This window comes from Flagellimonas profundi, from assembly GCF_017313275.1.
GTDB classification, from domain to species: Bacteria; Bacteroidota; Bacteroidia; order Flavobacteriales; family Flavobacteriaceae; genus Flagellimonas; species Flagellimonas profundi.
In genome coordinates this window covers 1,280,161-1,303,978 of sequence record NZ_JAFLNM010000001.1, presented here as the reverse complement: position 1 = coordinate 1,303,978, position 23,818 = coordinate 1,280,161, and the positions used below count along the sequence as shown (strand labels likewise).

The 23,818-nt window shown below is 41.6% G+C and carries 21 protein-coding genes; 6 read left to right on the top strand and 15 right to left on the bottom strand.

Annotated elements, in window-relative coordinates:
- Positions 1 to 136 precede the first annotated feature (136 nt).
- On the top strand, positions 137 to 664 hold the full coding sequence (locus J0654_RS06025; protein WP_207026749.1) for a fasciclin domain-containing protein: 528 nt from the start codon (positions 137 to 139) through the stop codon (positions 662 to 664).
- On the opposite strand, the gene pheT is transcribed toward J0654_RS06025, so the two are convergent.
- Complete coding sequence (gene pheT, locus J0654_RS06020; RefSeq protein WP_207026748.1) at positions 665 to 3,076, bottom strand: phenylalanine--tRNA ligase subunit beta; 2,412 nt, start codon at positions 3,074 to 3,076, stop codon at positions 665 to 667. It lies immediately after the preceding gene.
- Positions 3,077 to 3,205: 129 nt separating this feature from the next.
- On the opposite strand from pheT, the gene J0654_RS06015 reads away from it, so the two are divergent.
- Entirely contained in the window at positions 3,206 to 4,465 is a 1,260-nt protein-coding gene (locus J0654_RS06015; RefSeq protein WP_207026747.1) for a peroxiredoxin family protein, read from the top strand.
- Here the strand turns inward: J0654_RS06015 and leuB are convergent.
- Positions 4,458 to 5,576 carry a 3-isopropylmalate dehydrogenase gene (gene leuB, locus J0654_RS06010; protein WP_207026746.1) on the bottom strand — a complete coding sequence of 373 codons (1,119 nt, stop codon included), beginning with the start codon at positions 5,574 to 5,576 and terminating at the stop codon, positions 4,458 to 4,460. The two genes, J0654_RS06015 and leuB, sit on opposite strands and share 8 nt — an antisense overlap.
- A gap of 14 nt (positions 5,577 to 5,590) precedes the next feature.
- A complete protein-coding gene (locus J0654_RS06005) occupies positions 5,591 to 6,763 on the bottom strand; it encodes a 2-isopropylmalate synthase (protein ID WP_207026745.1) in 1,173 nt (390 codons plus the stop codon).
- 147 nt (positions 6,764 to 6,910) lie between these two features.
- Here J0654_RS06005 and J0654_RS06000 point away from each other — a divergent pair, with 147 nt between their 5' ends.
- Complete coding sequence (locus J0654_RS06000; RefSeq protein ID WP_207026744.1) at positions 6,911 to 8,455, top strand: hypothetical protein; 1,545 nt, start codon at positions 6,911 to 6,913, stop codon at positions 8,453 to 8,455.
- Here J0654_RS06000 and J0654_RS05995 read toward each other — a convergent pair.
- From J0654_RS05995 to panB, 3 genes are all read right to left on the bottom strand, one after another.
- Positions 8,445 to 9,170 (bottom strand): RluA family pseudouridine synthase, encoded by a 726-nt coding sequence (locus J0654_RS05995; RefSeq protein WP_207026743.1) that lies wholly within the window; start codon positions 9,168 to 9,170, stop codon positions 8,445 to 8,447. The two genes, J0654_RS06000 and J0654_RS05995, sit on opposite strands and share 11 nt — an antisense overlap.
- A complete protein-coding gene (locus J0654_RS05990) occupies positions 9,167 to 9,517 on the bottom strand; it encodes a four helix bundle protein (protein WP_207026742.1) in 351 nt (116 codons plus the stop codon). Before J0654_RS05990 ends, J0654_RS05995 begins: the two co-directional genes overlap by 4 nt.
- Before the next feature lie 99 nt (positions 9,518 to 9,616).
- Positions 9,617 to 10,435 carry a 3-methyl-2-oxobutanoate hydroxymethyltransferase gene (panB, locus tag J0654_RS05985; protein WP_207026741.1) on the bottom strand — a complete coding sequence of 273 codons (819 nt, stop codon included), beginning with the start codon at positions 10,433 to 10,435 and terminating at the stop codon, positions 9,617 to 9,619.
- 70 nt (positions 10,436 to 10,505) lie between these two features.
- On the opposite strand from panB, the gene J0654_RS05980 reads away from it, so the two are divergent.
- Entirely contained in the window at positions 10,506 to 10,985 is a 480-nt protein-coding gene (locus tag J0654_RS05980; RefSeq protein WP_207026740.1) for a nuclear transport factor 2 family protein, read from the top strand.
- Here the strand turns inward: J0654_RS05980 and J0654_RS05975 are convergent.
- The gene (locus J0654_RS05975; protein WP_207026739.1) at positions 10,982 to 12,406 is read right to left on the bottom strand and encodes an L-serine ammonia-lyase; all 1,425 of its coding nucleotides are present in this window, start codon (positions 12,404 to 12,406) and stop codon (positions 10,982 to 10,984) included. The two genes, J0654_RS05980 and J0654_RS05975, sit on opposite strands and share 4 nt — an antisense overlap.
- Positions 12,407 to 12,638: 232 nt before the next feature.
- Here J0654_RS05975 and dnaK point away from each other — a divergent pair, with 232 nt between their 5' ends.
- Entirely contained in the window at positions 12,639 to 14,564 is a 1,926-nt protein-coding gene (gene dnaK / locus J0654_RS05970) for a molecular chaperone DnaK (protein WP_207026738.1), read from the top strand.
- Between the two features lie 72 nt (positions 14,565 to 14,636).
- On the opposite strand, the gene J0654_RS05965 is transcribed toward dnaK, so the two are convergent.
- The 4 genes from J0654_RS05965 to J0654_RS05950 form a co-directional block, all read right to left on the bottom strand.
- Positions 14,637 to 15,281, bottom strand: a complete 645-nt coding sequence (locus tag J0654_RS05965) for a response regulator transcription factor (protein ID WP_207026737.1) — start codon at positions 15,279 to 15,281, stop codon at positions 14,637 to 14,639.
- A 695-nt stretch (positions 15,282 to 15,976) separates the two neighbouring features.
- On the bottom strand, positions 15,977 to 16,825 hold the full coding sequence (locus tag J0654_RS05960; protein ID WP_207026736.1) for a TolB-like translocation protein: 849 nt from the start codon (positions 16,823 to 16,825) through the stop codon (positions 15,977 to 15,979).
- A 277-nt stretch (positions 16,826 to 17,102) separates the two neighbouring features.
- Positions 17,103 to 18,134, bottom strand: a complete 1,032-nt coding sequence (locus tag J0654_RS05955; RefSeq protein ID WP_207026735.1) for a DUF4421 family protein — start codon at positions 18,132 to 18,134, stop codon at positions 17,103 to 17,105.
- 48 nt (positions 18,135 to 18,182) lie between these two features.
- On the bottom strand, positions 18,183 to 18,566 hold the full coding sequence (locus tag J0654_RS05950) for a DoxX family protein (protein WP_207026734.1): 384 nt from the start codon (positions 18,564 to 18,566) through the stop codon (positions 18,183 to 18,185).
- Positions 18,567 to 18,721: 155 nt separating this feature from the next.
- On the opposite strand from J0654_RS05950, the gene J0654_RS05945 reads away from it, so the two are divergent.
- Positions 18,722 to 19,912, top strand: coding sequence for a TlpA family protein disulfide reductase (locus J0654_RS05945; RefSeq protein ID WP_207026733.1), 1,191 nt, complete (start codon positions 18,722 to 18,724; stop codon positions 19,910 to 19,912).
- An 85-nt stretch (positions 19,913 to 19,997) separates the two neighbouring features.
- Here J0654_RS05945 and J0654_RS05940 read toward each other — a convergent pair whose 3' ends face one another.
- From J0654_RS05940 to J0654_RS05925, 4 genes are all read right to left on the bottom strand, one after another.
- Positions 19,998 to 20,960, bottom strand: a complete 963-nt coding sequence (locus tag J0654_RS05940; RefSeq protein ID WP_207026732.1) for a DUF4382 domain-containing protein — start codon at positions 20,958 to 20,960, stop codon at positions 19,998 to 20,000.
- Between the two features lie 163 nt (positions 20,961 to 21,123).
- A complete protein-coding gene (locus tag J0654_RS05935; protein WP_207026731.1) occupies positions 21,124 to 22,062 on the bottom strand; it encodes a TolB family protein in 939 nt (312 codons plus the stop codon).
- 84 nt (positions 22,063 to 22,146) lie between these two features.
- The gene (arsB, locus tag J0654_RS05930; protein WP_237685891.1) at positions 22,147 to 23,199 is read right to left on the bottom strand and encodes an ACR3 family arsenite efflux transporter; all 1,053 of its coding nucleotides are present in this window, start codon (positions 23,197 to 23,199) and stop codon (positions 22,147 to 22,149) included.
- Positions 23,199 to 23,816, bottom strand: coding sequence for an arsenate-mycothiol transferase ArsC (locus tag J0654_RS05925; protein WP_207026730.1), 618 nt, complete (start codon positions 23,814 to 23,816; stop codon positions 23,199 to 23,201). The genes arsB and J0654_RS05925 overlap by 1 nt, the downstream gene beginning before the upstream one ends.
- Positions 23,817 to 23,818: the final 2 nt, after the last annotated feature.

Here is a 23,818-nt window from a genome sequence, read left to right as displayed (position 1 = left end):
AGTTTTTGTTAAATGAAATTTTGAAATGTTGAAATAGATGTGATGTCATCAAAAAAGATGTATCTTATCGACGTTTTTGGCAGTTAGTCGTATAATTATACTAAAAAGAACAAGCCCTAAAATTTTGACCAATTATATGAATACCCCCGCAACTAAACTCTTGCTCGGCTTTTGCTTGGCTTTTTCTATCTATACGACCGCCCAAAATACTTCCAATGCGCTTTCGTACACCAGTAAACTGGACAACCATAAAATTCTATTGAGTGCGGTAAATGCAACAGAGTTGGGTACATTGCTCAAAAAATCAGGGCCCTTTACCATTTTTGCACCTTCCGATGCAGCATTCGAGAAATTTTCGAACAACAAAATGGCAGAGCTGATCAATGCAGAGGATAAAAGCGCCTTAAAATCCTTGTTGTCCTATCATATTGTAGCCGGTCAACTGACGGCATCTCGCATGCTTCGAGCTATAGGCAGAGGTAATGGAATTGCTCGTTTCACCACGGTACAGGGCAAAAAATTGACAGCACATTTAGATGGGTACGATATTGTGCTCACCGATCCTGTTGGGAATACGGCAAGAATAACCACAGCCGATCTTAATTTGGAAAATGAAGGTGTGGTTCACGAAATAGACAGTGTTATTTTACCTGCCCAAATGTAATTAGCGAAGTTCCGCTCCCAATTCCTTTTGATACTGGGCCAATAGTTTGCCCATGATCTTGTCGATTTGCTTGTCCGTCAAGGTTTTCTTTTCGTCCATCAAAGTAAAGCTTACCGCATAGGATTTTTTACCTTCAGGAAGTTTCTCACCTGTATACACATCGAAAAGGTTCACTTTTTTAAGCAATTTTTTCTCTGTATTCCAAGCTATATCGTATACTTTTTGGAAAGAGACCGAGTCATCGAGTAACAAAGCAAAATCCCTGGTTACTTCCGGGAACTTGGGAATTTCCTTGAAAACCACATTTTGAGTGCTCACTGACCCGAGAATGGCGTCCCAATTCAAATCGGCATAAAACACCTCTTGCTTAATGTCGAATTGTTTTAGAGCGGCTTTTCCGACCAATCCAAGCGACACCATTGTTTTGTTGTTTTTCACATACGAAATGCCTTCAGCATAATCCGATTGTGATAAAGGTTTTGTATCGATGTCCGTAATGCCCAAGCGCTCAAAAACATTGTCAACAATGCCTTTCAAATAGAAAAACTCCGATTTTTTTGAGGCAACGGTCCAACTATTCTGTTCGCGGTCACCAGAAATGAAAATAGCCAAGTGCTGCTTTTCTTTATGTTGGCCATCTACTTTGTGATAGGTTTTGCCAAACTCGAACAATTTAAGGTCTGTTTTTTGCCTGTTGTGGTTGTAGCTTACCGTTTGTAGGCCAGAATGAAGCATAGAGGTCCGAAGCACTGATAGGTCGGAACTCAAAGGGTTCATCATTTGAACAGCGCTATCATCATCCGAAGTGATCTCCGATGAAACCAAACTGTTGGTCATGATCTCATGAAAACCTTTGGAGGCCAGCATACTTCCGATAACATCTTGAATTCTGTAGTTTTCGAATCGTGAAGTTTTGGCGATGGAGGCGTTCAGTTTTTCCTTGAAATCAATATTGTTATAGCCAAACACCCTTAGAATCTCCTCAATTACGTCAACTTCTCGGGTAACATCGACCCTATAGGTCGGAATGGTCAATCCGAGACCTGACTCGGTAACGTTGTTGATTCGGATTTCGAGCGACGAAAGAATGGACTTAATTGTATCCTGTGGGATTTCTTGACCAATCAGGGAGTTTATTTTACTGAACGTCAAGAACACCTGTCTTTCTTGTGGTTTCTTCGGGAACAAGTCGGCAATCTCAGAAGTAATATATCCTCCAGCGATTTCCTTGATCAATAAGGCAGCCCTTTTTAGGGCATATTTCGTTACATTGATATCGATACCTCTTTCAAATCTAAAGGAAGCATCGGTGTTCAATCCATGTCTTTTTGCCGTTTTTCTTATGGAAACTGGGTCAAAGTAGGCACTTTCCAAGAAAATGGACGTTGTGTGCTCTGTAACGCCCGAGTGGATTCCACCAAAAACACCGGCAATACACATCGGTTTTTCGGCATCACAGATCATCAGGTCATCCTCGTGCAGTTCACGTTCAACTTCATCCAAAGTGATGAACTTTGTTCCGGCGGGCAAGGTTTTTACCTCAACCTTGTTGCCTTTGATTTTAGAAGCATCAAAAGCATGCAACGGCTGGCCCAGTTCGTGAAGTACGTAGTTGGTAACATCCACCACGTTGTTTATAGGGGCCAGTCCAATGGCTTTCAACCTATTTTTTAACCAATCCGGGGAGTCCTGCACCAACAGATTACTAATGGTAACACCGCAATATCGTGGAGCAAGGTCACTGTCCATGACCTCTACATCAACTTTTAGCGAGCGATTGTCAATGGAAAAATTACTGACCGATGGGGTAACCAGTTCCTTTTGTATTTCCTTTTGTTCCAAACCTGCCTTTAAATCGCGCGCCACTCCAAAGTGACTCATGGCGTCGGCTCGGTTAGGGGTGAGGCCTATTTCAAAAACTTCGTCATCCTCGATTTCAAAAACTTTGGAACAAGGGGTGCCAGGAGCCAATTCTTCATTGAGCACCATAATACCATCGTGGCTTTCACCAACACCGATTTCATCTTCGGCACAGATCATTCCCTGGCTCACCTCTCCGCGAATTTTACCTTTTTTGATAACCCAGGCTTCACCTTCTTTGGTGTATAGCGTAGTACCTATAGTGGCAACGGGCACTTTTTGTCCAGCAGCTACGTTGGGAGCGCCACAAACAATTTGTGCGGGGGCTTCCTGTCCTATATCAACAGTGGTTAATTTAAGTCTATCGGCATTTGGGTGTTTCACACAGGTAAGCACGTGTCCTACCACAATGCCCTTTAATCCACCCTTAACTGATTCGAATTCTGAAATGCCCTCGACTTCCAGACCTAAATCCGTTAAAAGTTCACCTGTTTTTTGAGCATCCCAATCAATTTGTAAAAATTGCTTCAACCAGTTATAAGAAATCTTCATACTCCATTTTTAGAGGGCACAAATATATAACAATAGGGGAACAGATTCAACGATAATAATCACCATAAACCTTAAGGAGTGGTTTGTTTTAAAATGTATTTCCTACATTTAGGTTAAATCTTTCATTTTATGAACAACCTAAGAATAGCTATTATAGGATTTTTGGTTTTATGCGCTTCTTGTAAAAAAGAAGAAAAGCCCCAATTGATGACAGGTGATTGGTTGGCTAAAATTGAAGTTTCCGAATCTCAGGAGTTGCCTTTTGAGTTCACACTTTCCAAAAATGAAGATGGTGGATACGAAATGAAGGTCTACAATGCCGAGGAAGTGGTCACTATAGATGAATTCACGTTCAACGGGGATTCCATCAACATTCGCATGCCAATTTTTGAAGGCCATATCTCTGGCACGTACACTGCGAATGGTATTACCGGTGAATTTATAGAAGAAAGTAAAGAACGTAGAGTTCCCTTTAGGGCCGAACATGGAACAAGCGATCGTTTTGAAGTGAAGGAGGGTGCAGCGGTCAACATTTCTGGTGTTTGGGAAACCTACTTTAAAGTAAATACCGAAGACGAGTATCCGGCAAAGGGCATCTTTATGCAGAGCGGAAATAAAGTTAAAGGTACGTTTAGAACCAAAACAGGTGATTATCGTTATTTAGATGGTGTCGTGACCGGGGACAGTATGAAGCTTTCTGCATTTGACGGTTCCCATGTATTCTTGTTTTTGGCCCATGTAACGGATAGCACTTTAAATGGTAAATTTTATTCTGGTAAACATACGGTTCAGGAATTTATGGGGGCAAGGAACGAAGGGTTTGAGCTTCCGGATTCCGATGAACTGACTTTTTTAAGGGAAGGGTACGATAAATTTGATTTTGCTTTTCCAAATGAAAAAGGAGATATGGTGGATTTGGACGACCCTATGTTCCAGGGTAAGCCTGTGCTCGTGCAGATTATGGGCACATGGTGTACCAATTGTTTGGACGAAACACGTTTTTATGTGGATTTCCTTAAGAACAATCCCGATTTGGACTTGCAGTTTGTTGGCTTGGCGTTCGAATATGCAAAGACAGAGGAGAAAGCTTTTGAGGGCATAAAAAGACTTAAAGAGCGTGAGAATGTCCCTTACCCAATACTATTGGCGCAATACGGGACTTCGAACAAACAAAAGGCCAATGAGAAATTACCAATGCTGAACCATATCCTTTCCTATCCTACAACTATTTATATTGACAAAACGGGAGAGGTACGTAAAATCCATACAGGGTTCAATGGTCCTGCAACAGGTGAAAAGTTTGTTGAATTCAAAGAAGAGTTTAATAAGACCATTCAGAAATTGACTTCTTCGGAAGAATCGGAAAAAGAAACCAGTGAAGCTATATAATGGTTGATTTGCCCAAATCGATATTTTCATCGTTCATGAGGGAGTCATCTTCAATATCCACAATGTTGTGAGCAATAAAATCTCCGACTTGATTGGTGCCGTATTGGCTGTTTTCCTTTAAATCAGGGGTAACAACACCTTTTTTCAACGATTTGTCGACCGCTTTTTTAACGGCCCAAGCCTCTTCGGTCAATCCAAAATGCTCCAATAGCATAGCTGCGGATAGGATGGAAGCAATCGGGTTGGCTATGTTTTTTCCCTTGGCTTGTGGATATGAGCCGTGAATAGGTTCGAACAAGGCGTTTTCCTCACCAATGGAGGCAGAAGCCAACAATCCGATAGAACCACCGATCACGCTACCTTCATCGGAAATAATGTCCCCGAACATATTTTCCGTCAAAATTACATCAAACTGTTTGGGGTTGAGTATGATTTGCATTGCGGCATTGTCCACAAACATAAAATCCAAGGCAACTTCAGGATAGCTTTCGCCAATTTTGGTGACCACCTTACGCCAAAGCCTTGAAGACTCAAGAACATTGGCCTTGTCAATTAAAGTGAGTTTCTTTTTTCGTCCCTTGGCAGCTTTAAATGCCAAATGGGCTATACGGCTTATTTCATCCTCGGTGTACTCACAAAGATCGGAGGCTTTGGTACCATCGTCGTTCAATTTTTTCTCCCCAAAATATATACCGCCGGTAAGTTCTCGGTAAATCACAAAGTCGGTTCCGTTGATCACTTTCTTTTTTAAAGGGGATTTATCCAACAAAGTCGGATGGGACAAAACAGGCCTGATATTGGCAAACAGTCCAAGTTCTTTGCGCAATTGCAGTAAACCTTGCTCAGGTCGGACCTTCGCATCCGGATCATTATCATATTTAGGGTCGCCAATGGCACCGAAAAGAACCGCATCCGACTCTTTGCAGAGCTTTAGCGTAGCATCCGGTAGTGGAGTTCCTTTTTTATCGATGGCAATGGCGCCAACAGGAGCTTCCTTAAAAATGAAATGTTGATTAAAGGTCTCTTCCACGGCCTCCAAGCATTTTACTGCCTGGGCCAACACTTCGGGTCCTACACCATCTCCAGGAAGCAATGCAATTTTTAATGCCATATGGTATGCGTAATTTAAGCTAGGCTTTTCATTCCGATATTGCTGGTCTCAACAATTTCGTGGATGTCCTCATCCAATATTTCTTTTTTAACATCGGCATACTTCAAAAAGTTTTGGTAAACGGCATCCAATTGAACTTTTGTTAGTTCGTAGCCAACATTTTTTGCTCTATAAGCCAAAGCGGCGCGACCACTTCTTGCTGTCAATACAATGGAAGATTCACTCACTCCCACATCTTTTGGGTCGATGATTTCGTAGGTTTCACGTTGCTTGATCACTCCGTCTTGGTGAATTCCTGAACTATGCGCAAATGCATTAGATCCCACAATAGCTTTATTGGGCTGGACAGGCATTCCCATTTTTTGTGAAACCATGGTACTGGTGTCCCAAAGCAGTTTACTGTTGATGTCGGTGTCTAAATTTAAATAAGGGTGTTGCCTCATGATCATAACAACCTCCTCCAAAGAAGTGTTGCCCGCTCTTTCCCCGATACCATTGATCGTACATTCGATTTGTCTGGCTCCGTTTACTACCCCCGCGATGGAGTTTGCGGTGGCCAATCCTAAATCATTGTGGCAATGGCAGGAAAGAATGGCCTTGTCGATACCCTTTACATTTTCTTTCAAGTATTTCATCTTGGCACCATATTCCTCGGGCAAGCAATATCCTGTTGTATCGGGAATGTTCAGTACTGTTGCCCCGGCCTTGATGGCCGCTTCACAGATTCGTGCTAAAAACTCATTATCGGTACGGCCAGCGTCTTCGGCGTAAAACTCAACATCTTCCACAAAAGTTTTGGCATAGGATACAGCTTCTACTGCACGCTCTATAATTTTATCCTGTGTGGAGTTGAATTTGTATTTGATGTGAGATTCAGAAGTACCGATTCCAGTATGTATTCTTGGTCTTTTGGCATCTTTGATGGCTTCAGCTGCCACTTCAATGTCCTTTTTCACTGCGCGGGTCAATCCGCAGACCGTTGCATTTTTGACCAGTTTGGCAATCTCGTTCACCGATTTAAAATCACCAGGGCTAGATATGGGAAACCCTGCCTCGATTACATCAACTCCCAGTTCATCCAATCTTTCGGCAATGATTAATTTTTGTTCGGTATCCAGTTTACAACCAGGTACCTGTTCTCCATCTCTTAGTGTTGTGTCAAAAATTTCTACCTTATCTTTACCCATTATATCAACCTATTTTTTTCTATGACTTACGAAAATAGGGAAGGTAGGCTGAAGGGGAAAAGCAGTTGAGAGTATGTTACAACGTTAAACTGCTTTTTGAATAATTTAAATAACTGAAAAACAATAGTTTAAATAATATTTTTTACGATGACAAATGCCCATAAGGATGCTTTGTTTGTACTGGTAAAATCGCTTTCTAAGTCCGAAAAACGCCAATTTAAGCTATATGTTGGCCGTTTAGGGGTGAATACGGATGCCAAGTTTTTGGCCCTTTTCAACCTTTTGGACAAGATGCGTAAGTACGATGAAAAGCAGATTCTGGATAGTGGCATCGTTAAAAAATCACAGCTTTCCAATCTTAAGGCACATTTGTACAAGCAAATTTTGGTAAGCCTTAGGTTGAATCCCGTAAACCAAAATGTTCGAATTCAGATTAGGGAACAGTTGGATTTTGCCACTATTCTTTATCAAAAAGGGCTCTACAAACAGAGCTTGAAGATTTTGGAAAAGGCCAAAAGCTTCGCCATAGAAAATGAGGAGAAGAACGTGGCCTACGAAATTGTGGAGCTCGAAAAGGTAATCGAAACCCAATACATTACCCGTAGTATTCCTGATAGAGCAGATGAGCTAGCGGTGGAGGCCAAGGAACTTTCCGAGCAGAATGTTATTACAAGCAAACTTTCCAATCTTTCGTTACAGTTATACGGTATGATGTTGAAAGTGGGCTATGTGCGCAGTGATGAAGATCTTCAAAAGGTAAAAACCTACTTTGAAGAGCATTTGCCCAAGTACGATATTGAAAAGTTGGGCTTTCGTGAAAAATTGTGGTTGTACAAGGCGCATTTGTGGTACAACCTTTTGATTCAGGACTTTTTGTCAGCCTATAAATATGCCAGTAAATGGGTCGACCTGTTTTATGAAAACGAACATATGATTCCGTTGAATCCCGTGTTCTTTTTAAAGGGAAACCATTATTTGTTGGAGTCACTTTTCTTTGTGAAATACGCATCCCAGTTCAGGGAAACATTGGAAAGATTGGAAGAGCAGGTAAAAGACCCTAAGTTCCCCAAAAACGATAACATTTCTTCGCTAGCCTTTTTGTACATCAACACCAACAAATTGAACCTCCATTTTCTGGAGGGGACTTTTGATAAAGGGATTTACTTGGTAAACATTATCGAGTACGGAATCAAAAAGCACCGGCAACAGATTGATGAGCACCACATTATGTTGCTCTATTACAAAATCGCATGCCTGTACTTTGGAAATGGGGACAACAAAAACTGTATCGCCTACCTCAAAAAGATCATCTCCAACAAAAAGTTGAAGATGCGTGAAGATCTTATGTGCTTTGCGAGGGTCTTGAGTCTGGTGGCGCATTACGAGGCTGGAATGGACTACCACTTGGAAGTGCAGCTTAAAAGTACGTACAAGTTCTTGTTGAAAATGAACGACTTGCACGAAGTACAAAAGGAAATGATCAAGTTTTTGAGAAACCTCGGGGACATTTACCCGACAGATTTAAAAGGAGAGTTCCAGAAGCTGTACAACGAACTCAAAAAGTACGAGAACCATCCCTACGAAAAAAGGGCATTCTTGTATTTGGACATCCTTTCCTGGTTGGAAAGCCATTTGCAAAACAAACCGGTTTCCGAGATCATTAGGGAAAAGGCTTTGGCACTTACTCGCTAAGGCAGGCGTTCCAAACGGGGTCCTCTGGTGGAGGCGCCAAAAAAGCAATGGCCTCTTTTTGAACCGGGTGCATAATGGCCAGACTTCTTGCATGTAAATGTATGCCACCATCCTTATTACTTCGGTCGGCTCCATATTTTAAATCTCCTTTTATGTAACAGCCGATAGCCGCCAATTGTGCCCTAATTTGATGATGTCTACCTGTTTTCAAATCAATTTCCAGCAAGAAATAATTATCCAGTTTTTTTATGATCTTATAGTCCAACTCAGCCTTTTTGCTATTGGGAACTTCTTTGTTGTGCGCATAAGACTTGTTCTGCTTTGGATTGCGTACCAACCAATGGATCAAAGTACCGCTTTCCTGTGGAGGGGCATTTTTTACGACCGCCCAATACATTTTTTTAGTCTCCCCTTGGGCAAACATTTTATTGAGACGGGGCAGGGCTTTGGAGGTTTTGGAAAAAAGTACAATCCCCGAAGTGGGTCTGTCCAAACGGTGCACAACACCCAAATATACATTACCGGGCTTGTTGTATTTTTCCTTTAGATATTGTTTTACGACCTCACTCAAAGGATCGTCACCTGTTTTATCTCCTTGAACAATATCCCCTACGCGCTTATTAACCACAATAAGGTGGTTGTCTTCATAGAGCACTTGAAGGTTGGAGGGAGTGGACCTGTTGGAGTCTTCGATTTTTGCATTTTTTGATTTCACTTTAGCGTGGACTTAAATTTTGAAGTCATTTTAATTATAGAATCTAATTTTTGTAGAAGACAGTTCAATTCATTTTTTTGAATGAAATCCAAATCATTGGAAATTAATAGTTGGGTTTCAATTTCATACATTGAACCCAGGGCAATTTCCAAAAACCTTGAAAAATCTCTTTTGGATTTTCTTGAGCAACCTTCAGCAATGTTTGATGGAACTGATACTGAAGCCCTTCTCAGTTGATTGGTAATCCCAAATTTTTCAGTTTCAGGGAATGATGATGTGGCTTCATAAATATCTGAACAAAACTTCCTGCTTAACCTCCATATTTCCAAATCTTTAAATCGGTGCATTTCATATGATATTTGGTTTGGAGGTCGATGCTCAAAAATAATCATTCAGATCAAAAACAGAAAAATCCAAAAATCGAATTATCAAAAAATCCAACCTATCTAGTAGGACTCATCATCGTTCGGGAAATCCCGACTTTTTACATCATCCACATATTGGGAAATGGCATTGCTCATTTCATCATAAAGGTTCAAATACCTTCTCAAGAATCTTGGGTGGAATTCGTGTGTCATTCCCAACATATCATGCACTACCAGAACCTGTCCGTCTACATGTCCACCAGCACCGATTCCAATAATGGGTATGGAAACACTTTCTGCCACCTCTTTGGCCAATTTTGCTGGAATCTTCTCCAGAACAATGGCAAAACAGCCCAATTCTTCCAATAGTTTGGCATCCGACTTTAGTTTATCGGCCTCTTCCTCTTCCTTGGCGCGGACCGTATAGGTGCCAAATTTATAAATGGACTGTGGGGTCAGCCCCAAGTGGCCCATTACAGGGATTCCTGCCTCCAAGATTCGGCTGATGGATATTTTGATTTCTTCACCACCCTCAACTTTTACCGCATGCGCACCACTTTCTTTCATGATCCGAATAGCGGAGCGCAAGGCTTCTTTGGAATCTCCTTGATAACTCCCAAAGGGTATGTCCACAACTACCAAGGCTCTTTTTGCAGCCCTGACCACAGAGGTGGCGTGATAGATCATTTGATCTAGGGTGATGGGCAATGTAGTCTCATGACCGGCCATTACATTACTGGCAGAATCACCGACCAAAATGGCATCTACATTGGCACCATCCACAATTTTGGCCATGGAATAATCGTAGGAGGTAAGCATACTGATTTTCTCACCGGTCTTTTTCATATCCACCAACGATTTTACCGTTACCCTTTTATATTCTTTTTTAGCTATAGACATCGTAATTACATTTGAAGGCTAAAAGTAAGCAGATTTGTTTAATTTAGGCTTCAATCAAAAAACTAATAAAATGAGAAAACTGTTCAGTTGTGTAGTGCTGTTTGCTATGGGAGTGTTCGGATATGCCCAAGGACCAAATCCTTCAACCGAAGAAACCAAAGCCGAAATAAAACAGGTTGTCGAAACTTTTTTTGATGGCTTCCACAAACAAGATTCCACCATTATCAAAAGTACCGTGGCCGATAATATAGTCCTCCAAACCACAGGAAAAAATCAAGAAGGGAAGACGCTTTTTAGGACGGAAGAATTCTCCAAATTTCTAAAATCCATTGTCGGCATTCCGGAAACGACAAAGTTTGAGGAAAAGCTCACTTCATTCTCCATTCAGGTAGATAGGACGATGGCCAATGCTTGGGTAGGTTATGAGTTTTGGTTGAACGGAGAGTTCAGTCACTGTGGCATCAACTCCTTTCAGCTCATTGATTTTAATGGCGAATGGAAGATTATCTACCTTATTGATACCAGGGGCAAGGAAGGCTGCATGGATTAGCAATCACTTAAGAATACGCCCACTGCGAGCCCGCCCTCGGAAGTCTCCTTGTACTTGGAACTCATATCCTTAGCGGTCTCCCACATGGTGTTCACCACTTTGTCCAAAGGCACTTTACAATCTTTAGGGTCGGTGTCCAAAGCCAATTCCGCGGCATTTATCGCCTTTATGGCCCCCATTGCATTGCGCTCAATGCAAGGAACCTGTACCAAACCGCCAATGGGGTCACAGGTAAGTCCAAGATGATGCTCCATTGCAATTTCTGCGGCAATCAACACCTGCTCGGGAGTGCCGCCCATCAGTTCCGTTAATCCAGCTGCGGCCATAGCGGATGAAACCCCGATCTCTGCTTGGCATCCTCCCATAGCTGCGGAGATGGTGGCCCCTTTCTTAAAGATACTTCCGACTTCACTGGCCACCAATAAAAATTGTTTTACATCATCAAAATTGGCATCGTGGTTTTCGATCACCATATAATACATCAATACAGCAGGGATTACGCCTGCGCTTCCGTTGGTTGGAGCGGTAACCACTCGACCCAAGGAAGCATTCACTTCATTGACGCTGAGTGCAAAACAGCTTACCCATTTAATAATTTGTCGAAATTTGACCTCCGTGTCCCGAATACTTTCCAACCATTCATGCGGATTGGAGTAGGAGACGTCCCCTTTCAGTTTTTGATGTATCTCGTAGGCACGTCGTTTCACGTTCAATCCACCGGGGAGCTTTCCTTCGGTATGACAGCCAACGTACATGCAATCCAGCATGGTATTCCAGATGCGGGCAATACCTTCATTGATTTCAGTTTCGGTTCGCAGTGACAGCTCGTTTTCCATCACAATGGTAGAGATGGATTTGTTTTGTGCGGTGCAGTGCTGGAGCAGTTCATCGCCGGTCTTTACAGGATGTGGAAAGGTTTTAAAGGTTTCTTTGTTCTCTTTGGCGTGTATACGCTCTTCCTTTACCACAAATCCGCCACCTATGGAATAGTAGGTTTCCGATATTTTTTTACCGTTGGACAGCTCCGCTTCAAACTGGATACCGTTGGCGTGAAAGGGAAGAAATTCCTTCTTGAAGAGGATATCGTTCTGAAAATTGAATGAAATCTCCCTTTTTCCACCAAAGTTGAGTTTGTTTTCTTCCTTGATCCTGTCAATTCTTCCTGTAATGCTGTCAATATCCACAGTCTCTGGATCGGTGCCCAACAAGCCCATGACCACGGCAATATCGGTGGCGTGTCCTTTGCCCGTTAAACAAAGGGAACCATACAAATAGGCTTTGATGGATTGCACGTCATCAAATACATGCTGCTCTTCTAGTTCGGCAATCCAGCGTTCGGCGGCACGCCAGGGTCCAAGGGTGTGAGAGCTAGAAGGCCCTACACCGATTTTTAGCATATCGAACACACTAATACACTCCATAAACTCAATTTACAGTTCCAAATATAGGAAGCTAAACGGGATAAAATTGCGAATATTTAAATATACGGGTCGCTTTTTCAATTTTCATTGTAGCATCTTCAATACAATCATGGTATTCAAGGGTTTTGGTAATAATCTGACACCTTGTCATATTCTTGGTCATGGCATAATCATTGACATTTTAAGAGCGAGATAAAAAAGGAATTTGTAAACAGATATAACTTTAGATACGATGAGCAAGATTATAGGTATAGACTTAGGTACGACCAACTCCTGCGTCTCTGTAATGGAAGGTAACGAACCCGTGGTAATTCCAAATGCCGAGGGTAAACGAACCACTCCATCGATGATCGCATTTGTTGAAGGTGGGGAGATCAAGGTCGGTGACCCTGCAAAAAGACAAGCGGTGACCAACCCTCACAAAACGATTTATTCCATTAAACGATTTATGGGTAACAAATACTCTGAATCCAGCAAGGAAGCGCAAAGAGTACCTTATAAGGTGACAAAAGGTGACAACGATACGCCACGTGTAGATGTGGACGGCCGTTTGTACACTCCACAAGAATTGTCTGCCATGATTCTTCAAAAAATGAAGAAGACCGCAGAGGATTACTTGGGACAAGATGTTACGAGAGCGGTAATTACCGTTCCCGCATATTTTAACGATTCACAAAGACAGGCCACCAAAGAAGCTGGTGAAATTGCCGGTTTAACAGTGGAACGTATTATTAACGAGCCCACTGCCGCATCTTTGGCATACGGACTCGATAAAAAAGACACGGACCAGAAAATAGTGGTGTTCGACTTTGGTGGTGGTACGCACGATGTTTCCATTCTTGAATTGGGTGACGGAGTGTTCGAAGTATTGGCCACGGATGGTGATACCCACTTGGGTGGTGACGATGTTGACCAAAAAATAATTGATTGGTTGGCCGAAGAGTTCAAGAAGGATGAAGATATGGACCTTCGTGAAGACCCCATGGCGCTTCAGCGTTTGAGGGAAGCTGCCGAAAAGGCCAAAATCGAGTTGTCTTCTTCTGCACAGACAGAAATCAACTTGCCTTACGTTACAGCAACGTCTTCAGGACCAAAACACTTGGTAAGAACATTGTCCCGCTCCAAATTTGAGCAATTGATTGCCGATTTGGTAAAAAGAACAATCGAACCATGTGAGAAAGCATTGAAGTCCGCAGGACTTTCCAAAAGCGATATTGACGAGATTATCTTGGTAGGTGGTTCTACCCGTATCCCTGCGGTACAAGAAGCCGTTGAGAAATTCTTCGGTAAAAAGCCATCCAAAGGTGTAAACCCAGATGAGGTTGTGGCCATTGGTGCCGCTATCCAAGGTGGTGTGTTGACAGGAGATGTAAAAGATGTACTCTTGTTGGATGTAACCCCACTTTCTTTGGGTATCGAAACCATGGGAAGCGTGTTCACCAAATTGATTGAGGCGAACACAACCATCCCGACCAAGAAATCACAGGTGTTCTCCACGGCAGCGGACAATCAACCTTCGGTTGAAATCCACGTTCTGCAAGGAGAAAGACCTATGGCAGCGGATAACAAAACAATTGGTAGGTTCCACTTGGACGGTATTCCACCGGCACCAAGAGGTACGCCTCAAATTGAAGTGACCTTCGATATCGACGCGAACGGTATCATCAAGGTTTCTGCAACAGACAAGGCCACTGGTAAATCGCAAGACATCCGAATCGAGGCTTCTTCCGGTTTAACCGAGGAAGAAATCGAAAAGATGAAAGCAGAAGCGGAGGCCAACGCCGAGGCAGATAAAAAAGCCAAAGAAACCGCTGATAAACTGAACGAGGCAGATGCCATGATCTTCCAGACCGAAAAGCAATTGAGTGAGTTTGGCGATAAATTGTCCGACGACAAGAAAAAGCCGATCGAGGAAGCTTTGGAAGAGTTGAAGAAAGCCTACGAAGGTAAAGACCTAGCGGTTATTGAGCCTGCTTTGGAAAAAATCAACGAAGCTTGGAAAGTAGCATCCGAAGAAATGTACAAAGCACAAGCTGAAGCTCAAGGCGGTGCAGCCGGAGCAGGAGATTCATCTGCAGGTGCCGATGATACGGCCAGTAACGGTGGTGCTTCTGAAGGTGACAACGTTGAGGATGTTGACTTCGAAGAAGTGAAGTAATTTAATTAGGTTATATAAATAGAAAAACCCTGACGATTTCGTCAGGGTTTTTTGTTGGATAAAGTTTTTGATTTAAGCCGCATTCAACTGCTGCATTTCCATTTCCTTGAGCTTTCGCAAAGCTTCCGATTTTGAGTTTACATTGAGCTTAACGTAAATGTTCTGAATGTGGAAATTGACCGCGCTAGGGGTCACAAATAGTTTGTCGGCAATCATCTTGTAAGTAAAGCCTTGGGTAAGGAGTTCAATGATCTCGTTTTCCTTTTTAGAGAACACATCGAACGACCTGGTTTGGAACGAATCAATAATTTTTTTCGCTACATCCAGTTCCAGAGCAATGCCATGTTGGCCAAGGGCATCAAGTGCATTGAACAACCTATCCTTGGTGATTGGTTTGATCAGGTAGCCGCTAGCTCCTTTTTTGAAGGCTTCTTTTATGATTTTGAAATCATTTTCTTGGCTCATCATCAATACCTTGAGGTCTTTGTTTTTGCGATAGAAATATTCAAGGCCATCAATGCCTGAAATTCCGTTCAGCAATGCCTCACAGATGATAATGTCCGGATGGGACCGTCCGAAATTGGACAATAGGCTGTGAACAGAGCTATAAACTCCATGAAGTTCGTACTGCTCATTGCCCTGAAAGTACTGATTGTAAATGCCGCCCAGCTTGTCATCATTGTCGATGACGGCAATTTTTAAAACATTCGTTTTCATGATAAGAAAGATTAGGGGGATTAATACTGTTACATATTTGTATTGTAGGTTAAGTTTTGGACAAAATTGTCCGTATCCACGTTTTTGAAGTTGGGATAATCCAATCAGAAACCGGTGTATAACCCTAATAGGACAATACCAACGACAGTTTTATTTTGGATTTCTTCAAAAAAGGGTGTAATCCACAAAGGGATTAAGCGCTAAAATCTGTGTTTAGTTGAGGATGGTTACCTCATCAAAAAAGTAAGGTGAAAAGAGGTTTTGGGACGCCTTTTTTTCGAGTGTTGTAGTTTTTGTTCATGACTTAATAGATTTGGGATTGTATTATTTCAAGAGTTAAATTATCATTTTTTACCAATTGAGCAGAATTTTTGTAGTGATTTTCGTTCAAATGCACTTTTTGCAAATCCCATCTACATGGAACAGTGAAGGAAAGAAAAGAGGAGTTTATTTGTAAACAATTGCCTTTCAGTTTATTGCATAAAAAAATAGGATGCCGTCCCATCAGCATCCTATTCTTGGAGTAAATCGGTCAGATTGAAATAATACAACCCGCTTTCTATGATAGTCTGTCAGTTTCCCCCTGTCTTTCTTATCATTGTCATGAGTAGTGTTTCTAAATTCGGCTAAGAAACAACATCATTGGACACTTCAGGTTTGTTGACCGATTCAATACGTTATATAGTGAGCAGTTGTTATTCTTCGTCCTGGAATGAAGTATCAACGTATTCGTAGGTTTCTTCATTCATTGCGGCTTGGAGTCCTGCATCTCGCTCAGCAACATCGTTGTACTGATTCTGCTTACTTGAACGTCCATATGCCACAGTATATTGTGATATGGTGTTATTGAATCCTCTGTTGGATACCACAAACCCTAATTTTTTCTCTGGGCTCAACTGAATGGCGTACTCATCGCTATTGCTATTGATGTGGGCACCAAGGTTCACCGATGTGGTAAGCGTGTTCTTCACAACTTGGGAAGCATAAAGGTCCAATCCACCAAAACCATCTCGTCCTTCGGAGGCAAAGAACAGCAATGTTTCGTTATAAATACTAGGATATAGTTCATCTTCTTTTGTATTCACCTTAGGACCAAGGTTTTTGGACACACCCAAAGTTCCGTCTGCAGCAATGTCGGCCACATAGATATCGTATTTGCCAAAGGTGCCTTTCATGTTGGAGGCAAAGAACAAACGAGATCCATCAGCGGTAACGGTAGGGTGTTTGGCCGAATAGTGTTTGGGGCATACATCCATTTTTGTAACGTTGGTCCATTCCCCGTTTACTTTTTCGGCACGGTAAACATGATATATCAATTCTTTTTTCGAGAAGACACCGTAAAGTGGCTTTTCGTACGTACCCTTACTAAAGTAGGCTGTTTTTCCATCCTTGGTGATTGACATGGAGGGTACATAACCATCAATAGTGGAAACACTTCCTTCCATGGTGTCGTTGATTATTTTTTCATCTGCCTGTGCAAAAACATTTTGACTGGCCAGTATTATTCCTGAAATAAGTAGACTGTAAATCGTAGATCGTGTCATGATGTATAGATTTGGGGGTTAATACATAACAAAGATCAAAAACAATCGGAGTGATTACTTATTAATTTTTCATAGGTTTTTACTTTTAACGACTAAAAAGTGCATTTTATCGAATATTTTTTAGGTGTTTAACACTCGCTTAGGCTTAAAAATGCGTTTAAACGTTCATTTTGTGTCGTTTATCCACTAAAAGTTGCGATTCTTTAGAATTGAAACATCGGCTAAATATGGGCGGTGAAAGACTTGAACTTAAACGTAGACCCTATAAGACAATGTATTAATTTGATTTGTCTGGATGAAAAATTTGATCAATGGCCCTGGGAGGGTCGAATCGATAACCAAAGTAGAGCACTCCGTAAAATTGGTCGTTTTCCGTGGTCGAGACATTATCCTCATTGTACCAATTTGTACTGAAATTGATATTTACTCCATAAATCACTCTTTTTGAGCTGTAGCCTAAGTTTAGCCCGCTGGATAGTGCCCGAGTGACATAAGCGTTGTTTTCAACATCTAGATTGTTTTCCAGGCCCGATTCAGCTGTGGAGATTCGCAAGCCCAGGGAAGGGGACAAATTAGCGGACAAAAACCAATTTTCATGAAGTACAAAGGTGTAATAGTAGGCGGGTGCCAATCGTATATTAAAAAACTTCTCCCTGTTTACCACGTTGGGTTCGTTCAAATCAAAAATATTGTAATCGTAAAACAAGGAACCAATAATGCTCCCGCTACTTACCTTCTGCCACTCATTTTGGTACACTATATTTCTGTAGGAGAAATTCGGATTAAAAACATAGGAAGTTGACATTCCATAGGTTTTAATGTATAGATTATTGAATTGAATATATGGGTCCGAACCCTCCGTCCAAGTGGGAGCAAAATCTTTGGTATTTCTCACATAGTATCCAGAGGTCTTTCTGTAGGATAGTCCTTGAACCCATCTTCCTAGAAAAAACCTGAACTGATAATCGGTAAAGGAAGATTCTCCCTTTAAGTTTTCATCACTGTTCGCCCCTAAAAATTTCGGCACTATCCCTACACTAACACCTATAAACTCATAATCCAAGGAAAGGAACATTCGATATCTGTTATTGGGTTTTATATGGAGCCGACTGCCATCTTCGTTATTCTTGTAGAAAAAGGCATCGGTTTGGGTGTCAATATTTGCTTTGAGAATTATTTTGTCCCCATAGTTGACAATGGCAGTGGTATCCGTCTGTGCATATAACGGGAACACAAAGACGGTAACGAGCAGCACAAGACTTGCCGTAATGTGATGGGTAAAACCTCCAGAAAAATCACAATATTCCATACAAGTACAAGATACACTGCTATTTGGATTAATCTGAATAGTAGCGTTCTATTTGTTCAAATATGTAATTTGGTTTCGGTTTGTCCATACTAGGATTACACAGAAAATAAAGGTAACCAATGCCAGAAAAAACAAGGCACCTCCGTCATTTTGTACAACAATGCCCAATGTGGTAAAGTGCGAGAAGATGGCGCCGCCCATAATGCCAATACCGATCAATGCGCCCAGCCAGGTAGTTTTGGGAATAAGTATCAGTACGGCCACAATTAGTTCAAGGACCCCCAGTCCTATTCTTCCCCAGGGTTCAAGACCAAGTTTTTCAAAGATATAGACAGATTCCGGGGCTGCGGAAAACTTAAAAAACAGCGTTTGCAATAAAATTACAGCGGGAACTATCCTTAAAATAGCGTTTACAATGGATTTTGTTCTCATAGTTGTGTATTGATAAGGTTGTTGTTTTTTGGTCGGAAAACTTGGATTCACATAACCTTTGATGCACAAATAATTCTACCCCAGGTTGATTTTTGTATGCGGTGATGATGAGTTTGATCGCAAAATCATCTTCAGAAATGGTTAATTTTACCGGCATGAAAAATTTGTTCCTTGTATCCATATTATCAGTACTGTTTCTACAATCCTGCTCTCAAGAGGCATGGCTTTCCGGTACCTTGAACTTGAAAGAGGCGGATGATTGGAAACCTATGGTTTACCTGGTTTATCCGGAAAAGTTTGAAGCGGTGGCCCAAAGTTTTGTGGGAAAGGTGTTGGATTCCGCTCAGGTAGATGAACACGGTCGATTTGAATTTAAAAACAAACCAGGGTTTCAAGAACACGTCTTACTTGAAATAGTGGTTCAAAAGATGGGGGAGAAGTATCCCAACCGATTATTGAACAAAAACCCTGAAACTGATAATTATTTCCCTTTGGTTTACAAACCAGGCGACCACCTGGTGGTTGAGGCGGATATAGCCCATTTTCAATCCACTTTTTCGATTATGGAGCCATCCCAAAAAAATATGGCTTTATTGGAATTGAGAGATTTGCGTTCAACGGCCTTTAAAAAGCACCTCGAAGGTCAGCAAGATGGGCACGGAGACGATGAGGATTTGTTGGAACGGGAAAGGAACCAATATGAGTTTCGAAAAGAATTGATTGATTTTGCAGATATGGCGGAAGAGTTGATGCCTGCAATGGTGGCTTTGCGATGGGCCAGTCCTGAGGCAGATTACGAACGAATCGCTGAACTTGCTTATGCACAATCCAGAAAATGGAACAGCTTATACCCGGAACATTCATGGACAAAGGAACTGGCTTCACTTGTAAGCAAGGATAACCTTCCCATCTTAATCGGGGATACCATTCCTGATTTACAATTACCTATTAAGAATAATGGAGCGGTTAACTTGATGGAAATACTTAAAGGAAAAAAGTTGGTCTTATTGGATGTATGGGCATCCTGGTGCGCTCCTTGTAGGGTTGAGAACCGCAATATTTTGGTACCGCTTTGGGAAAAATACAATACTGAAGGTTTCCAAATTATGGCATATGGATTGGAAAGCAGTGAAAAAGCCTGGAATAATGCAATAGAAAAAGATGGCGCCCATAGATGGTTACATGCTTCGCACTTGCAGGGTGATCAAAATTCTTTTATGGAAACATTGCGATTAAAAACAATTCCCGCCAATTTCTTACTGAATGAGGAGGGGGTCGTGCTGGCCAAAAATCTTCATGGGCAGGATTTAATCGATTTTGTGAATGATTATTTGGCCAACCCTTAAAAACTTAAACACCTGTTTGTTAGCATAACTAAAATAAAAAAGCCAGGTTATTAGCCTGGCTTTCTTGATTGTTTTAAAGCTTGTTTTAATTACCACCCTCGGTAGTATCCGTACTGTCGTCAGTGGCATCTGGATCCACTTCGAGCACAAAATCCTGTGTGGTAACATTAGCGGCATCAATCTGCACATCCAATGTATCGCTGGAAATGTAACCTTCCAATTCCGCAACTACTTCATACATGCCTGCCTCAAGACCGAGAACTGCATAATTGCCATCTACATCGGTAAACGAAGTGGTATTCAAGGTATCTGCGGCAAAAACGGATATTTGGGCACCTTCCAAGGCAACGGATGTCTCTTCTTCAATGGTACTTACATTGCCGGAAAGAGTACCTGCCGTTGACATATTGCTTGCCTTTATCACTGGTTTAAAATTGAAACCATTTATGCCTGCAGCGGTGTCCATGTTTCCTTTTGCAACAAAAGAACGACTTACGTCGAAATCCAATAGGAGGTCAGCCGAAAGTCCACCAACAACTGTAATTGCGGGTTCAACAAAAACCTTGATACCGGAAGCATCACCGCTGGGTACTTTTAAATCATAAACAGTCCCATCGGTCAAAACCACATTCACTCCTTTTACATAAACACGGATCAAATCATAGGAACCTGCTGGAACATCGATTTCTGCCAATTGTTGTGTAAGTCCATTGGTCAATTCCAAAAGATTGACATCCATCTCTTCCTCCATCAAAATAATGTAAGGGGAGCTGTCATCAGAAGAATCATCGTTTGAATCATCATCGGAGGAGTCATCATCAGATGAGCTATCATCGTTCATATCATCCGAATCACCATCTACCAAGCGAGCTTCGACCTTATAAACGGTGACGTTGGCTTCTGCAACAAGTTCAGTGGGGAAAGGGGCATCTGTTAACTGAACTGATAAAGTACCAGTGCCTTCAGCGTTTCTACCTTCACCATCTGAACAGCTCATTATAATAAGAGCCATTGCCATTAAAAAACTGAAAATAAATTTTGTTCTCATAGTATGGGGTTTAAAAATTTTAGGGCATAATTATCCCTGCTTTGACTTTATCTTAATTCAACAATCAAAGTTTAAAAAACCCTACTGAATTCCATGAAAAAACCAATTTAATCGATGAAATGCATATTTAGAAGAGATATAAGTAGTCTTATTCTCACAAGAATTAATTTTTGTAGATAAAATTTGGTGCCTGTTGATATTTATAGGTGGTGTCCGTTAGCATCTTCATTTCTTTTGTTTCCCAATTCATTAAACCAATATGAAACTGGGATTGTTCATCATCAAAAAGTTCAATGACCAGCCATTTTCCATCTGGGCTCCAATCATGCCAACCTTCATTTTCCGTGTTATCGGTCAATTTCCATTGCTTCTTACCATCGAGGCTAACAGCATACAGGCTATATTTTCCATTCTGTTTGCTTTGATAGGTAACAAAATTTTCGGTAGGATGCAGTTTCGGCGCTCCCGCCCTATAACCATATTTACCCGCAGTGGAATCTGCTTCAGGATAATGTGTCAGCTGTTTTCTATTTTGTCCATCAACATCGATAATGTACAGTTCCTCATTAAACCCATCAATTAGTTTGTTTTTTGACAAACCACCTCTGAATACCACCTGGTTGCCATTGTTTACAAATAGGGGATCAGCGGCAAAGGGTAGATCGGTATCTACTTCCTGAATCACCGTACCCTCTTTATTGAGAATATAAAAAGTAGATTCAAACAAGGTTTTTGGTTTCACAATAATTTCGGTACCGTTCTTTCTACTGCTCATCCAGCTATCGGTAAGCTCAAGACCCGACACTTTTTGCGGGTTTTCTCCATTAAAATTTGATTTGTACAGGAAAAAGCAACGCTTGCAGCTGTTTCTGTCCGAGATAAAATACAGGGTATCTCGGTGTGAAAAATAAGACCATTCCACACCATAACGATTGGTGATGTTTTTTTTGTTCGAACCATCAAGGTTCATGGAAAAAACTTCGTAGTCGTCAATTTCAGCATCTCGAAGCACGTTGTACACAATGCCCAAATCCGGCTCATCAGTTGAATTACAGGCAAAAAAGAGCGTGGTCAGCCCAAAAAGCACAATCATTCTTACCATAATCGAATTATTTTAAGGTTTCAATGTGGTTATTAGCGGGCTGAAGTTACTAAACTCTACGAATTTTTAAAATGTTCTTTTGCGTTACACTTTTACCTTATTGAGGTTAAAATATTTCTTTTTAAACCAAAATGATACTTTGACCAATAATATCAGTGCCGGTACTTCCACCAAAGGTCCGATGACCCCTGCAAAAGCTTGACCAGAGTTTAATCCAAATACTGCAATGGCAACGGCAATCGCCAGCTCAAAGTTGTTTCCGGCAGCCGTGAACGCCACGGAGGCGGTTTTGTCATATTCCGCGCCCATTGTCTTGGTAGCAAAGAAACCGATAAGGAACATTAATGCAAAATAAATCAATAGAGGAATGGCAATGATCAAAACATCCATGGGTATTTCAACGATCAACTCTCCTTTTAAGGAAAACATGATTATGATGGTAAACAGAAGAGCAATCAAGGTAATGGGCGAAATAGCAGGGATAAACTTTTGGACATACCATTCTTCCCCTTTCAGTTTTACCAAGATTTGACGGCTCAAAATTCCCATCAAAAAAGGAATACCCAAGTAGATGGCCACACTTTCGGCAATAGTTCCAATGGAAATATCAACTATGGCCCCTTCAAAACCAAAATAGGGCGGAAGTATGGTGATAAAAATCCAAGCATAAAAGCTGTAGGCGAATACTTGAAAAACGCTATTGAGTGCTACCAGACCAGCGCCATATTCGCTGCTCCCTTCGGCCAAGTCGTTCCAGACCAGCACCATAGCAATACAGCGTGCCAAGCCAATTAAAATAAGGCCTACCATATACTCCGGGTGGTCCCTCAGAAATATGATGGCAAGGGCAAACATTAATACCGGACCCACAATCCAGTTCAAAACGAGCGAAATGGATAGAATTTTAGTGTTTTTGAACACTTTCGGCAGCAAAGCGTATTTCACTTTGGCCAAAGGCGGGTACATCATCAATATCAATCCGATCGCAATTGGGATATTGGTGGACCCACTACTAAAGGAATTGACAACATCGGGGAAGTTTGGAAAAAAATAGCCGATACCGACTCCTAGGGCCATGGCCACAAAAATCCAAAGAGTCAGGTTCTTATCTAAAAAGCTTAGTTTTTTGATGGCCATTATTTTTGAATTTGGGAAAAAACATAAAACATTTCGGTAGCAATATGTTGGCTCCGTTCGCTGTATTTTTGGGCTTGTTGAGGTGTGTTGTCGAACGCTTTAGGGTCTTCATATGTGATTGGAATACGTTTTTCGGCACCGGGAACAAACGGGCAACCTTCATCGGCCTGCGAACAGGTCATAATAGCTGCAAAGTCTGATTCAGGGTTGAAACCATCATCCATTTTTTTGGAAAAACAAATAACAGGGTGTTCGTTCTCCGAAAACTTGATGCTATAAACAGGATTGCGTCCTTCAGAAAGCGTATGTACCTCAAAACCCGTGTGTGCTAAGGTAGAGGCCACCATAGGGAATAGGGCGGTCGCCTCTGTTCCACCTGAATAGCAGTTCACATTGTTGATTCCAAAATGATGTGCCATGGTCTGTGCCCAAACCTGGGACAGATGGCTGCGTCTGGAATTATGGGTGCAGATAAAGTTGAGACGAATGGGTTTCCTGCGGTCCACTTTTTGTTGAATAAACGCTACAAGTGCTAACAAGATTTCCTTTCTGTCTCTTGAAATGGAGGCGATATCCAAATTAGAGACAAAATCGTTCAATGAGTTATTAAGGGCCATGT